The sequence below is a fragment of the Spiractinospora alimapuensis genome, from assembly GCF_018437505.1.
Lineage (GTDB): Bacteria > Actinomycetota > Actinomycetes > Streptosporangiales > Streptosporangiaceae > Spiractinospora > Spiractinospora alimapuensis.
This window is the reverse complement of sequence record NZ_CP072467.1, coordinates 2,565,804-2,579,323: the sequence shown is the minus strand read 5'-3', so window position 1 is coordinate 2,579,323 and position 13,520 is coordinate 2,565,804. Positions and strand designations below refer to the sequence as shown.

Sequence of the window (13,520 nt, the reverse complement as noted above, 5' to 3'; positions counted from 1 at the left end):
CGCGAACCCCCGGGGATGCCTCAGGAACGCCACGGTCCGTTCTCGGCATGGTTGCCCCTCTCCGGTCCACCCTCGCCGGGTTCCCCTGCCGTGCGTCGGCGTGAACTCTCGTCATCGGCTTGCGCGGATTTCGCCCGTTGTAAACCAGAAAGTGCCTTCTTCATGCGCCGAAGGCGTTCGGCTTCGTCCACGGGCGCGTCGTCGGACGGCATCGGGGTGGGCGCGGGCGGAGCCGTCGTGCGGCGGATCCGACGAGGCAGCGGCCCCTCCTCCTGGAGGGGGCTTGGGGCAGGGTCGCTCGCACCGGGGGTGGCGGTCTCCGCGGGCGCCGGCGGGGCGGCGGACTCGTCCTCGGTGGCCACCGGCCCGGCCACGGCCGGTTCGGCGGCGACCGCCTCGGTGACCACGGCCGTACCGAACCCGGCGGGCGCGTGGTCGGGACCGGGGAGGGGTCCGGGCTGTTCGGGCGGGTCGGCGGGGGCGTGGCTGGACTCCAGAGCCTGGGGCTCGTCGGCGGTCAACAGCTCGCGGGGAAGCAGGACGATCACCTGGACCCCGCCGAAGGGCGAGTCCCGCAACTGGACTCGCATCGAGTGACGGGCGGCCAGGTGCGACACCACGCTGAACCCCAACTGGACGTCGTCCCCGAAGTGGGTGACGTCGAACTCCGGTGGGGAGGCGAGGGTCGCGTTCGCCCGAGCGTAGGCCTCCGCGGTCATGCCCTCACCCCGATCCTCCACCTCGATCGCGACCCCGTTGGCGGCCTCGACCGCCCGCAGGTGGACGACGGTGTGGCGTGGGGAGTGCGTCGTGGCGTTCTCGAGCAGCTCGGCGACGAGGTGGATCACGTCCGGGGCGGCCTCGCCCCGGACGGAGGCACGGACCGCCTGCTCCCGGGTGATGCGGGAGTAGTCGCCGGTCTCCGACATGGCGGCCCGCAACACGTCGATGAGCGCGACCGGCTGCCGGCGGGGACGTCCGACCGACTCCCCGCCGATGATGAGGAGGTTGTCCGTGGTCCGGCGGGACCGCGTCGTCAGATGGTCCAAGGTGAACAGGTCCGTCAGGTGTTCGGGGTCCTGCTGCTCCCGTTCCATCTTGTCCAGGATGCGCAACTGCCGCTGCAGCAACGCATGGCTGCGGTGCGCGATGCTGAGGAAGGCCCGGTTCGCGCCGTGCCGGAGTTCGGACTGGCGGACCGCCGCCCGCACCGCGATCTCCTGCGCCTCCCCGAACGCCCGCGCGACCTCACCGACCTCGTCGGAGTCGTGGGTCAACGCTGACGGCTCGCCGCGGGTGTCCACCGGGGTGGCGCGACTGAGTCCGGCCACGATCTCCGGGAGGCGCGTCCGCACCAGGTCCTGGGTCTCGTCGCGGAGTTGGAACAGGCGCTTCGCGATCGAGCGCGAGGTCCGCCGCGCCCCCCACAACGCCACGACCATCGCCGACAGCATGCCGAGGCTGATCAGTACCGCGAGCCAGGCGCTGTTCACGGCTTCGGAATGGATCACGTCTCCACCGAGTGCCGCCTGCTCCTCCGCCAGCTCGTGCAGGTCGTGGCGAACCTCGGCGACCGCTGCGTCCCAGGCGTCCGCGGAGATGGGGGTCGCTCGGTCGGCCGTGATCCGCCCGGTGGTCGGGTCGGACTCGGTGCGCGGTTCGAACGCGATGACCGTGTCGGCCTGATCCTGGAGCTCGTCCCACGGCTCACTCGACGTCGCGGCCTCCAACGTCGCGTGGTTGTCCGGGTCCAACAGCGGACCGATGGCGTTGATCCGGTCCCGGTAGGCGCCGATGGACTGGGCGAACTCGTCCTGCGCGCGGGGACTGAGCTCGCCCGTGGCCAGCGAGGACTGGATCCGCGCGTCCGCGGAGTTCAGATGGTCCAGGGACCGGGTCACTTCGATCCCGCCGACCTGCTGGAACGAGGCCTCCGTGCTGTCGGTGCTGCGCACCTGCGCCTCGAAGAGGTCCAGCACCGCGGCGGTCAGGGAGCCGTACTCCCGGAGCGCGTCACCCTCCCGGATCTCCAGGTCCGACACCCGTTCGCGTACCCGGTCCAGGGACGCGAGCTCGGTGGCGATCTGGTCCGTGCGCTCCTGAACGCTCTCGTGGAGGCGGGGCTGGAGCTCGTCCACCGCGCTCAGCAGCGGCTCCATCGCCTCGTCCACACCACCGCGCGCCTCGGCGTAGGACTCCTCGTGCGCCTCGGGGTCCGCCAGGTAGGACATGGCCGTCGAGCGTTCGTCCGCGAGCGCCGTCAGTGTCTGCCCGGCCGGGATCGAGAGCGTGTCCACGCTTTCGGCCACCGCGAACTTCACCGAGGCGTTGTACGCGAGGTATCCGCTGGCGCCGATCCACAAAGCCAGCAACAGAGCGACGGGAAGTGCGACGACCCGGCGAAGCCGCGCCCAGATCTTCGGGGTTCTGCGTTTCTTCGGGAGCTGCACGAGTCACCTGGGGGTATGGCGTGATGTGGGAGGTTTCGACGAATCGTAGCGTCTTCACCGTCATTCCGGGAGAGCCCCCAGCGCGGCCTCCCGCGCGGTCCGACCACCACCAAATAGCGCAAAACACTGCGGAGTCGATCAACTACGGACTAGCCTGACGGACCCATGGGAGCGATCGAAGACGGATGGCGGGACCTGGGCCTGTGGGGTGCCGTGGCGGTAGGGCTGATCGCGGCGTTCGCCGCCTGCTACCTGGGGGTGGAGCATCGCCGCTATGGGCGTCTGGGTGGGTGGCCCGGGAAGGTGACGCGCGCGGTGCCGATCGTGGCCGCCGGTGGTGCCGTGTTCGTGGTCTGGCCTGTGGGCGGCTGCGTGGGCGGGACCGGTGCCGGCACGGGCACCGTGGGGAACGTCCTGACCTCCCTCGTTCTCGGTGTGCTGGCCATGGCCGTCGGGTTCCTGTCCTGGCACCGCTACCGCCGGGGTGTGCTGGTCACGCTGCTCGTCGGTGGGGGAGTGGGCCTGGTGGCCGCGCTGGCGCGCGCCGAGGCCTCCCCAGCCTGTACCGGAGTGGTGGCGGACCTCGGGGCCGACCCGATGGTGAGCGCGACACCCGCGCTCGTTGGCCTCCTGGGCGGGGCGCTGGGCGCGGGGCTCGGTTGGGCCGTGGCGCGGTTCACCAACCAGTGGCTTCCCCGTGGTTGGCCCGGCGCGGTCCCGGACTGGGGGACTCCGACGCTCTCCCGTCGGCTCCTCGCCGTCGGTATCGACCTCGCGATCTGGTGGTCGGCGGCGACGCTGCTCGCCGAGCTGCTTCGCGGGACCTCGCTCGCACGGCCCGCGACCGTGGCCCTCGTCGGATGCGCGGTGGTGCTTGGGTTGGTGTTGCCCCAGGTGACCACCGGCCGGGCCACGATCGGGCGTCTCGCGACGGGCCTCGCCCTCCAGCGGGCTGAGGAGACGGCGCCCCGCGTCCGGGTCGTCGTTCGGGGGCTCCTCTTCTACGGTCCGGTGGTCGCTCTGTTCAGCCTCGGCCTGCCGATGTGGAGCCTGGTGGTTCTCGCCGTCCACGCGGCGCCCGCGCTGGTCCACCCCGAGCGTGCGGGGCTGCTGGACCTGGTCACGGGACTCCGAGTCGCCACCCGCTTCAGCATCGAGGGCCGGCCGCCGACCCGCATGGTGCTGCTCCGACTTCCCGACGAGGAGGAACGACCCGCTACGGCCGCCGTCGGCTAATGGTAATTCTCATCACAGTGCCATGTGCGTCGTGGGCTGACAGTGCGCGGGGCTTGGCGCGCGGGGCAGCGGGGGTGCCGTCGGTTGGCCCTCGAGCGTCAACCGCGAAGCCTCGCCGGCGCGGGCGAGCGAGCCGCCGTCGACCCCACGTCCGGCGGTCGGACGACCACGGTGATGTCCGCGGGGCGAACGACCCTGCGCCGGGATCGTGTCGCCGTCGTCGGCTAATGATATTTCTCGGCACATTGCCATGTGGATCATGATCCGACACCATGGTTTGTCATTATTCGACGACACACAGGCGCCCTCGCGCTGTCCCTGATCCTGCTCACCAGCGGATGCGGACTTCTGGGCTCCGACGACGGCGACAACGGAGAGGACGGCGCGGACGGTGGCGACGGCGGTACTGACGCCGCCGAGGCGGAACCGGGGGCGGCCGACACCGACAACGTGGTCGCCGAGGGTACCTACGACGTGCCCGACCTCGAGGGAGGAAGCGCGCACTTCGAGATCCACGAGCTCAAGGTGCAGGGGGAGCTGGCGCAGCTCTCACTATCGATGACGGTGGAGGATCCCGAAGGCAACGGACGGTCGGGACGACCGACCCTCTGGGACCACTGGCGCTCCTACCTGACGGTCTATCTCGTCGACAACGACAACGGAAACCGGCACGCGACCGTGATGGACGAGAACGAGCAGTCCATCGGGATCAACGCGCACGAGGCGTTCGACTACGGCGACACCCTGTCCTTCGGCGCGGCCTTCGCCGCTCCGCCCGAGGACGTGGAAACCATGGACGTCTACATCGGTGACTACCCGCCCTTCACCGAGATTCCCCTGGTGCGCTGATGGAGTGGCCGAGACCGGGCCGAGGCGTCATCCTCCTCGGCGCCATCGCGATGACGTTCCCTCTCGCCCCAGCCGCGAACGCCGACTCCGCCGAGGACGCCCCGCCGGAGGAGGTGGAACAGTCCCCCGTGCCGATGGACGCCATCGACGAGTCGATCCTCGACCTGGGACTGGAGGAGTCCGTTTCCTCCCTGCTGCTGGAGGAGTCCGTCCAACCCCTCGCGGCCGAGGACGTGGAGGGGGACGTCACCACCGTCACCGTGGCCTCCGACGTCCTGTTCGACTTCGACGAGGCCGATCTGACCTCCCGCGCCGAGTCCACGATCGAGGACATCGCCGCCGACCTGGCGGACGTCACCGGCACGGTCGAAATCGTGGGGCACACCGACGGCGTCGGTGACGCCGACTACAACCAGCAGCTCTCCGAGGAACGAGCGGACGCGGTCGCCGACGCCCTGGGCGAGCGGCTCGACGGCGCCGACCTCGATTCGAGTGGCCGCGGCATGGACGATCCGGTCGTGGCCGAGACCGAGGACAACCCCGACGCGGCGGCGCAGAACCGTCGGGTGGAGATCAGCTACGGCGGATAGGAACATAGCTCCAGCGGCTGTCGACGCTCGTCGCTGACACCACGCCCGCTCCCGGATTGAGGTGTACGGGCGGAGTACGGACGGAGTCGGTCGCCGGGCCCCGGATCACCCGCGGGCCCGGCGACCGACTCCGGCTCGGAGCGAGCCCGACGCCGTCACCAACTGGTCGGCGTGGGAGCGCCCTCGGTGTACCCGGCGGCGGTCTGGACGCCGACGATGGCGCGCTCGGCGAACTCCCGCAGGCTGGAGGCGCCGGCATAGGCCATCGAACTCCGCACACCGGCGACGATCTCGTCGATCAGGTCCTCCACACCCGGACGCTCGGAGTCCAGGTACATCCGACCCGAGGAGATGCCCTCCTCGAACAACGCCTTGCGCGCCCGGTCGAAGACGGAGTCCTTCGCGGACCGGGACTGCACCGCGCGCGCCGACGCCATCCCGTAGCTCTCCTTGTACTGCCGGCCCTGCGGGTCCCGTTGCACGTCCCCCGGGGACTCGTAGGTGCCGGCGAACCACGAGCCGATCATCACGTTGCTCGCGCCCGCGGCGAGCGCGAGCGCGACGTCACGCGGGTGGCGCACGCCCCCGTCCGCCCATACGGTGCGGCCGAGTTCGCGAGCCTGCTCCGCGCACTCCACGACGGCGGAGAACTGGGGCCGACCGACCCCGGTCATCATGCGCGTGGTGCACATGGCACCGGGGCCGACGCCGACCTTCACGATGTCGGCGCCCGCCTCGACGAGGTCCCGCACCCCGGCGGCGGTGACGACGTTGCCGGCCGCGATCGGGACGGTCGGATCCAGCTCGCGTACCAGGCGCAGCGCGGCCAGCATCTTCTCCTGGTGCCCGTGCGCGGTGTCGACCACCAGGGTGTCCACCCCGGCGGCGATGAGCGCCTTGGCCTTGCCCGCGACGTCACCGTTCACCCCGAGCGCGGCGGCGATCCGCAGGCCGCCGTCACCGTCCACCGCGGGGGTGTAGAGGGTCGCGCGTAGGGCACCGGTTCGGGTCAGCACGCCGACCAGCGCGCCCGACGCGTCGACCACCGGCGCCAACCGGTGGCGGAAGTCGTGCAGCGTGGCGAACGCGTCCACGGGGTCGGTCGTGTCGGACAGTGTGAGCAGGTCCCGGGACATGACCTCGTGCAACTGGGTGAACCGGTCGACCCCCGTGCAGTCCTCCCCGGTGACGACCCCCACCGGACGGCGGTCGTCATCGGTCACGATGACCGCGTTGTGCGCGCGCTTGGGCAGCAGGTTGATGGCCTCACCCACCGTGGCGCGCGGCGTGAGGGTGATCGGGGTGTCGAAGACGGGATGCCGCCCCTTGACCCACTGGACGACCTCGGTGACCACCTGGATCGGGATGTCCTGCGGGATGACGGCGAACCCACCGCGACGCGCCATCGTCTCCGCCATCCGCCGGCCCGACACCGCCGTCATGTTGGCGGCGATGAGGGGGATCGTCGCTCCGGTTCCGTCTTGGGCGGTAAGATCCACATCCAGCCGGGACCCCACCGTGGAGTGTTGGGGAACCATGAACACGTCGTTATAGGTCAGGTCGAAACCGGGCATCTCGTCATGGAGATAGCGCACGCCGCACCTCAGTGACTCGCGGGTGGCCGCCAGCCGGAATCGGTGACGACCCTGACATTTTCCATTATGGCCCGCGTGATCACCTGGTGCCGGCTACGCCCCAAGGGAACGACAGGAGAACGGGTCCGAGCGTGGCACGGAACTACACCCTGGCCGAGGTCAAGGGAACCTACAAGAAGCTCGACTCCTGGTGGACCGTTTTCCTGGTCGACCCGCTGGCGGGACGCCTGGTGGTGCTGACCGCGAACCACACCTCGCTCACGCCCAACCACCTGACCCTGGGGGCGGGGCTGCTGGGGGTCGGCTCGGCGGTCTCCTTCGCGATGGGCACGTGGCCCTGGCTGGTGCTCGGCGCGGTGCTGTTCCACCTCAGCTTCGTCCTGGACTGCATGGACGGCAAGATCGCCCGCCTGAAGGGGACCGGTTCGGAGTTCGGCGGCTGGGTCGACTTCATCTTCGACCGGGTGCGCTTCTTCGGCTGCATGATGGCGTTGATGATCGGCCAGTGGGCGCACACGGGCGAGGTTCTCTACCTGCTGCTCGCCCCGGTGGCGGCCTTCGTCGACCTATTGCGCTACCTGAACGGTCCGCAGGTGGCCGCGACGCGCCGCAAACTCTTCCTGGTGGAGCATCCGGAGGCCGTGGAGGCCTCACGCGACGCCGAACCCGTCTCCGCCGAGGACGAGTCCGCGGAGCCGCAAGGCGCGGAGCCGACCTCCGTCGCCACGCCCGCTGGCGCGGGCGGCGGGGTCCGGGCCTGTCTGGCACGTCACCGTGTCCGCACCCACCTTGTGAGCGGTATCGAGTTCGAGATGGCGGTGTGCGTCGTCGCGCCGCTCACCGCCATCATCACCCTCGTCAGCCCACTCCACAGTCTCATCGGCACGGTCACCGTGCTGGCCACGGTGGGACTACTGCTGTTCGAGGCCGTCATCGTGTACCGACTGTGGCGCTACGCGCGTCGGGTCACCGCCGCGCGCCGCGCCGCTCACTGACGGCTGACGGCGGGTTCCTTCTCGGGTCCCGCCGTCGCGTTCGCCTTCTCACCCGGCCCCGTGTCCCGCGCCTTCCGGCGTAGCAGCCAGTCGGCCGAGGGCTCCACGGCCCACGACGTCGCCCTGCGCACCAGGCGGGTGCACAGCAGCACCGACAGCAGGAGCGAGGCCGCGGTCGTGACCGCCAGCGCGACGTAGCCGTCGACGAGGTCGTAGAGACCCAACTGATCGGCGATCCGGATCGGCAGACCGTGCAGCAGGAACACGAACATCGTGTACTCACCCAGCTTGGTGAACCACATCTGGCGCCCCGGTACGAGGGACAGGAACGCCAGCGAGAGCACCAACGCCAGTCCGAGGAAGACCATCCGCGCCGGCAGCCCCAGCGGCAGCAGGTCGACTTCGCGGTCCTCCAGGCTCTCCCGCCAGTACACCCACTCCGTGCTCATGTCGACGAGGTACAGCGCGGCGAACGCTAGGGTGGCGGCCACCACCAGTACCGACACCACGCGTACCGCGGGGGAACGCAGCAGGGTCAGGTGCTTCGGCTCCAGGAAGAGGCCCAGCACGAAGAACGGCAGCAGGCTGAGCACGCGGGACAGCATCAGGATGTCGCCGGTGACGAGTCCGGCCGCCGCCACCGAGATCACCACCGCGATCACCACGGACCAGCGCATGGCCTTCCACAGCGGAGTGCTCAGCCGCCAGATGAACAGGGCCACCAGGAACCAGGTGATCCAGATGGGCTCCAACGGTGACGTGGGCACGCCCCGGTCGGAGGTGTAGGCCTGGATCGAGTACACGGTCCAGAAGATGAGGTAGGGAACACCTACCGCTGTCACCAGCTTCTCCACCCGACGGCCGGAACCGTCGAAGGACTTGGAGAGGTACCCACAGATCAGGACGAACGCCGGCATGTGGAACAGGTAGATCCACTTGTACAGCGTCTCCGTCAGGAGGGTGTCCCTGATCGGAGCGTAGGCGTGCCCCAGCACGACCAACACGATCAGGAGGAACTTCGCATTATCTAAGTGCGCGTCGCGCCCGGAGGCCGCCGCGGGAGCGGAGCGTTGAGGCGCGTCTGGGGTGCGTGTCGCGGTCACTGAGGACTCCCGACTCGTCTCGGAGACAACTGTTCAGGGGGAAACTGCGCGGTGCGGAGCGCGTGGGCCGACGAGTGAAATGCGATGTCCGGTCTGTGGCCCGTTAGCTACGCGATCCTACAAGGATATAACGATAGAGTCACGTCGATTGGTACCCTTCTGGCGGCCCAGCCATGTTCATCCCCTCCACGGATGATGGGCCGCGTTTGCGCCGCTGTGGAGCGGCCGAGACAATCAGACAACCAACCGTGCTCCTACGCCCCCGCGTCCGGTATGGCGTCGAGTGACGCCGAGCACGGTGCGCCGGCATCGGCGCCAACACCCGGGAAGGCGGTGGATCAGTGCCGCGAGCGCTCGACCCGCAGACGACCGCACGCCACGCGAGTGCCATCATGCCGCTCGCCGAAGAGGTGTTCCCTCTCGTCGAAGGAATCTACGTCGACCTCCACCACAACCCGGAACTGTCCAACCAGGAGTTCCGTACCGCGCGCACCGTCGCGGAGTGGCTCAACCGGTGTGGGTTCGAGGTCACCTCGGGCGTCGGCGGCACCGGTGTGGTCGGGGTGCTGCGCAACGGCGACGGACCCACCGTCCTGCTCCGGGGCGACATGGACGCCCTTCCCATCCTGGAGCGCACCGGGCTCCCCTACGCGAGCACGGCGCGGGCGACTGACGTCGACGGCTCCGACGTCCCGGTGATGCACGCCTGTGGCCACGATCTGCACACCGCCTGCCTGGTCGGCGCCGCGGACCTGCTCTCCAGCGCGCGGAACAACTGGCAGGGCACCCTGGTGATCGTCGCCCAGCCGGCCGAGGAGACGGTGTCCGGCGCGCGGGCGATGCTCGCGGACGGCCTGTACTCCATCGCGCCGCGCCCGGACGTGGTGCTCGCGCAGCACGTCGGCCCTTACCCGGCCGGCATGGTCATCCACCGCGAGGGCACCATGTTCGCGGCCGCCGCCTCCTACGGCGTGCGCGTCTTCGGCCGGGGCGGCCACGCCTCACGCCCCCACGCCACGGTGGACCCGGTGTTGGTCGTCGCCAACATCGTCACCCGGCTCCAGGGCATCGTCGCCCGCGAGGTCGATCCCACCGACATGGCCGTGGTGACGGTGGGCGTCCTCTCGGCGGGCTCCCGCAGCAACATCATCCCGGACGAGGCCTACTTCGAGGTCGACATCCGGGCCTTCGACCTGGCCGTCCACGCGCGGGTGGAGGCCGCGGTCCGGCGCGTCATCCAGGCCGAGGCCCTGGCCGCCGCCGCGCCCCGCGAGCCCGAGGTCACCCTCAAGGCGCGCGTCGCCCCGACGGCCAACGATCCCGGCAACACCGACCAAGTGCGCGCCGCGCACCGCGCCTACTTCGGCGAACCCCATGTGGTGGACCTGCTCGACCCCCGTACCGGCAGCGAGGACTGTGGCGAGTTCGGTCTCCCGGACTCCGAGGACCCGATCCCGACGGTCTACTGGCTGCTCGGGGGCACTCCGCACGAGGTATGGGAGAAGGCGCCGGGCGACACCCCCTACGAGAAGCTCGTGAACGTCCCGGAGAACCACTCCCCGTTCTTCGCCCCGGACCGGGAACCGACCCTGCGGGCCGGTGTCGCCGCGATGACGGTCGCGGCGATGAGCTACCTCGGCACGGAGGAGGTCCCGGCGACGCCGCTCGCCGTCCCCGGCGGCCTCACGGAGGCCGACGCCGAGCCGGCGCAGTTCGCGCCGGCCGCCCCCGAGACCGGACCGGCGCTCGCGATCCACCTCGACGACACCGACGGCGGCGGTGGAACACCCCCGATCGTCGACGACGGCGCACCCCACCCGGTGGAGCCCGCCGTGATGACTCAGCAGGCGGACATGCCGGAACTCCTCGGTGACGTCGTCGAGGGCCCGGCGCCCGCGGGGCCCGAGCCCGTGGTTCCCCCCGGTCCCGCCGCGCCACCTCCCCCTCCGCCGTCAGGGCCCGCGTTCGCGGCGCCGCCGCCTCCGCCACCGCCCCAGGGCGCGCCTCTCGCGGCGCCGCCACCGTCCGAGGGCCCGATGGAGGGTGGGGCCCAGGAGCCGCCGGACGGCCCGCCGCCCTTCACCTTCGACCCGGCCGGTCCGGCCCCCTTCCACGGAGCACCCCCAACCCCTTCCGGCGGCCAACCCGCCTTCACCTTCGACCCCGCCGCCCCCTACCCGCCACCACCACCCCCCGCCGGCCCGCCCGTCGTCCCGCCCGACGACGACGGCCCACACGGCCCGGGCCCCAACCAGGCCTACGAACTCTGAGTGGACCTCCCTCGATCGGTCCCCGCCCGGACACGTGACCGCGGTGCGGGGCCCTGCCGGACTGGGCCCCGCACGGGTGGGGGTGCTGCCCGCCACCCCACCGGGCGGGCAGCTAGGGAGCGTCGTCCGCGTCGTGGTGTTTCTGGGCGAGCTGGGGTGGGAGCGGTTCGTAGCGGAGATAGCTGCGGGTGAAGGTCCCGGTGCCGTGGGACACCGAGCGGAGATCGATCGCGTAGCGGGTGATCTCCAGTTCCGGAACCTCGGCGCGGATCACCGTGCGGCCGTTCCCGGCGGGCTCGCTGCCCAGCACGCGGCCGCGGCGGGCGGACAGGTCGCTCATCACCGCGCCGACGTACTCGTCGTTCACCAGCACCGACACCGTGTCGATCGGCTCCAGCATGGTCAGTGTCGACCGTTCGGCCGCGTCCTTGAGGGCGAGTTTGCCCGCGCGTTGGAAGGCCCTGTCGGAGGAGTCCACCGAGTGGGCCTTGCCGTCATAGAGCGTGACCTTGATGTCGACCACGGGGTAGCCGCCGACGACGCCCTGCTCCATCTGGTTACGGACGCCCTTCTCCACCGACGGGATGAACTGGCGCGGCACCACCCCGCCGACGATCTTGTCCACGAACTGGAGTCCCGATCCCGAGGGAAGGGGTTCGACCTCGATGTTGCAGACCCCGTACTCTCCGTGTCCGCCGGTCTGTTTCACGTTGCGCCCCTGGCCCTGGGCGGGGACCGTGAACGTCTCCCGCAGCGGCACCCGCACCGGCTCGTCGAGCACCGCCACACCGTGTCGGTTGGCGAGCCGGTCCATCACCAGGTCGAGGTGGGCCTCACCCAGGCACCAGAGCACCATCTGGTGGGTCTCGGCGTTCACCTCGACCCGCAGTGTGGTGTCCTCCTCGGAGAGCTTGGCCACCGCCTGCGCGAGCTTGTCCTCGTCGGCCTTCGACCGGGCGCGCAGGGCGGTCGGCAGCAGCGGTTCCGGGAACGACCACGCCTCCAGGCGCAGGGGTGTCTGGGGCGCGGATAACGTGTCGCCGGTCTCCGCCTGGCTCAACTTGGCGACGGCGCAGATGTCCCCGGCCATGACCTCACCCGCCGAGCGGGACTGCTTGCCCAGGGGCGCCGACACCGCCCCGACGCGTTCGTCGCTGTCGGCGAGCCGCTGTGGATCCGTGTCGACGCGAGCGTGGCTCACGCGCACCGTGGCGTCGGCGGCCAGACGTCCGGACAGGACACGGACCAGGCTGATCCGGCCGACGTAATGGTCGTTGATGGTCTTCAGCACCTGGGCCACCAACGGGCCGTCGGGATCGCAGGGGACGGCCCGCTCTCGGCCGGTCGCGTCCGTCGCCGTGCGGGCGGAGCGTTCGACCGGTGAGGGGAACGCCGTGGGGATCTCGTCCAGCAGCTCCAGGACACCGATGCCGGTCGTGGCAGAGACGGGGACGATCGGGTGGAAGCCGCCACGCGCGACCGCGGCGCGGAGGTCGTCGGCCAGTGACGCCGCGTCGATGTCCTCTCCGCTGAGATAGCGCTCCATGAGCGCCTCGTCCTCACTCTCCTGGATGATCCCCTCGATCAGCGCGGCCCGCTCGCCCTCCATCTCCAGGGTCAGGTCCTCCGGTGGGGTGGCGTCGTGCCGGGTGCCCGAGGAGTAGTCGTAGTAGCGCTGGGACAGCAGGGTGAGGATCCCGGTGAGTGTGGTGGCGTCGCCCGTGCCGGACCGGACCGGAACGAACGCCGGGAGGGAGTCGGCGCCGAACGCCTCCTGGCACTGGGCCACCACGCCGGGGAAGTCGGCTCGGGGATGGTCGCACTTCGTGATCACGATCGCGCGGGGCACCTCGACCGCTGCGCACTCGTCCCAGGCCAGTCGGGAGCGGGCGTCGACACCGTCCACGGCGGAGACGAGGAACAGGACCGCGTCGGCGCCGCGGATCCCGGCGCGTTGGTCGCCGAGGAAGTCGGCGTATCCGGGGGTGTCCAGCAGGTTGATCTTGATGTCGCCCCACTGGAACGGCGACAGCGTGAGGTTGACCGAGCGTCCCTGGCGGGTTTCGACGTCGTCGAAGTCGCTGACCGTGGTCCCGTCCTCGACCCGCCCCTGGCGGGTGGTGGCGCCGGCGTGGAAGAGCAGGGCCTCGGTGAGGGTCGTCTTCCCGGTTCCGGAAGGGCCGACCACCGCCACGTTGCGTATCCGCGTGGGACGGTCGGCCGTCGGTGCCCTGCCGGCGGTCGCCGGACCGTTCTTCTCAGCCATGCTCATCGCCTCCCAGCCATCGGTCGAACCGTGTCCGGTGTGACACGTGCCACTACTAACCGTCTACCCGGAGCGCCTATATCACAAGAGGGGACGCCCAGGTTCCCCGGGGTGTGGTAGTCCTGGAACGAACAACGGGAGGTGGCCGTGGGTCGGCGGGACGAGC

General features: G+C 70.5%; 9 protein-coding genes. 5 read left to right on the top strand and 4 right to left on the bottom strand.

The window, feature by feature from the left end; genetic code table 11:
• Positions 1 to 20: 20 nt before the first annotated feature.
• Complete coding sequence (locus J4H86_RS11760) at positions 21 to 2,450, bottom strand: sensor histidine kinase (protein WP_236543539.1); 2,430 nt, start codon at positions 2,448 to 2,450, stop codon at positions 21 to 23.
• A 165-nt stretch (positions 2,451 to 2,615) separates the two neighbouring features.
• Here J4H86_RS11760 and J4H86_RS11755 point away from each other — a divergent pair, with 165 nt between their 5' ends.
• The 3 genes from J4H86_RS11755 (at position 2,616) to J4H86_RS11745 (ending at position 5,125) form a co-directional block, all read left to right on the top strand.
• Positions 2,616 to 3,686, top strand: coding sequence for an RDD family protein (locus tag J4H86_RS11755; RefSeq protein WP_236543538.1), 1,071 nt, complete (start codon positions 2,616 to 2,618; stop codon positions 3,684 to 3,686).
• Between the two features lie 252 nt (positions 3,687 to 3,938).
• A complete protein-coding gene (locus J4H86_RS11750) occupies positions 3,939 to 4,535 on the top strand; it encodes a hypothetical protein (RefSeq protein ID WP_236543537.1) in 597 nt (198 codons plus the stop codon).
• Positions 4,535 to 5,125 (top strand): OmpA family protein, encoded by a 591-nt coding sequence (locus J4H86_RS11745; protein WP_236543536.1) that lies wholly within the window; start codon positions 4,535 to 4,537, stop codon positions 5,123 to 5,125. Before J4H86_RS11750 ends, J4H86_RS11745 begins: the two co-directional genes overlap by 1 nt.
• Before the next feature lie 155 nt (positions 5,126 to 5,280).
• Here J4H86_RS11745 and J4H86_RS11740 read toward each other — a convergent pair whose 3' ends face one another.
• The gene (locus tag J4H86_RS11740) at positions 5,281 to 6,720 is read right to left on the bottom strand and encodes a GuaB1 family IMP dehydrogenase-related protein (RefSeq protein ID WP_236543535.1); all 1,440 of its coding nucleotides are present in this window, start codon (positions 6,718 to 6,720) and stop codon (positions 5,281 to 5,283) included.
• Between the two features lie 131 nt (positions 6,721 to 6,851).
• Between J4H86_RS11740 and J4H86_RS11735 the strand changes: the two genes are divergently transcribed.
• Complete coding sequence (locus J4H86_RS11735) at positions 6,852 to 7,715, top strand: CDP-alcohol phosphatidyltransferase family protein (RefSeq protein WP_236543534.1); 864 nt, start codon at positions 6,852 to 6,854, stop codon at positions 7,713 to 7,715.
• Here the strand turns inward: J4H86_RS11735 and J4H86_RS11730 are convergent.
• Positions 7,709 to 8,818 carry an acyltransferase family protein gene (locus J4H86_RS11730; RefSeq protein ID WP_236543533.1) on the bottom strand — a complete coding sequence of 370 codons (1,110 nt, stop codon included), beginning with the start codon at positions 8,816 to 8,818 and terminating at the stop codon, positions 7,709 to 7,711. The two genes, J4H86_RS11735 and J4H86_RS11730, sit on opposite strands and share 7 nt — an antisense overlap.
• Positions 8,819 to 9,159: 341 nt before the next feature.
• Here J4H86_RS11730 and J4H86_RS11725 point away from each other — a divergent pair, with 341 nt between their 5' ends.
• Positions 9,160 to 11,088: an amidohydrolase gene (locus tag J4H86_RS11725; protein ID WP_394356487.1), complete on the top strand. Its 1,929-nt coding sequence runs from the start codon at positions 9,160 to 9,162 to the stop codon at positions 11,086 to 11,088.
• A 112-nt stretch (positions 11,089 to 11,200) separates the two neighbouring features.
• Here the strand turns inward: J4H86_RS11725 and J4H86_RS11720 are convergent, their stop codons facing one another.
• Positions 11,201 to 13,354: an elongation factor G-like protein EF-G2 gene (locus tag J4H86_RS11720; protein WP_236543532.1), complete on the bottom strand. Its 2,154-nt coding sequence runs from the start codon at positions 13,352 to 13,354 to the stop codon at positions 11,201 to 11,203.
• Between the last annotated feature and the right edge of the window lie 166 nt (positions 13,355 to 13,520).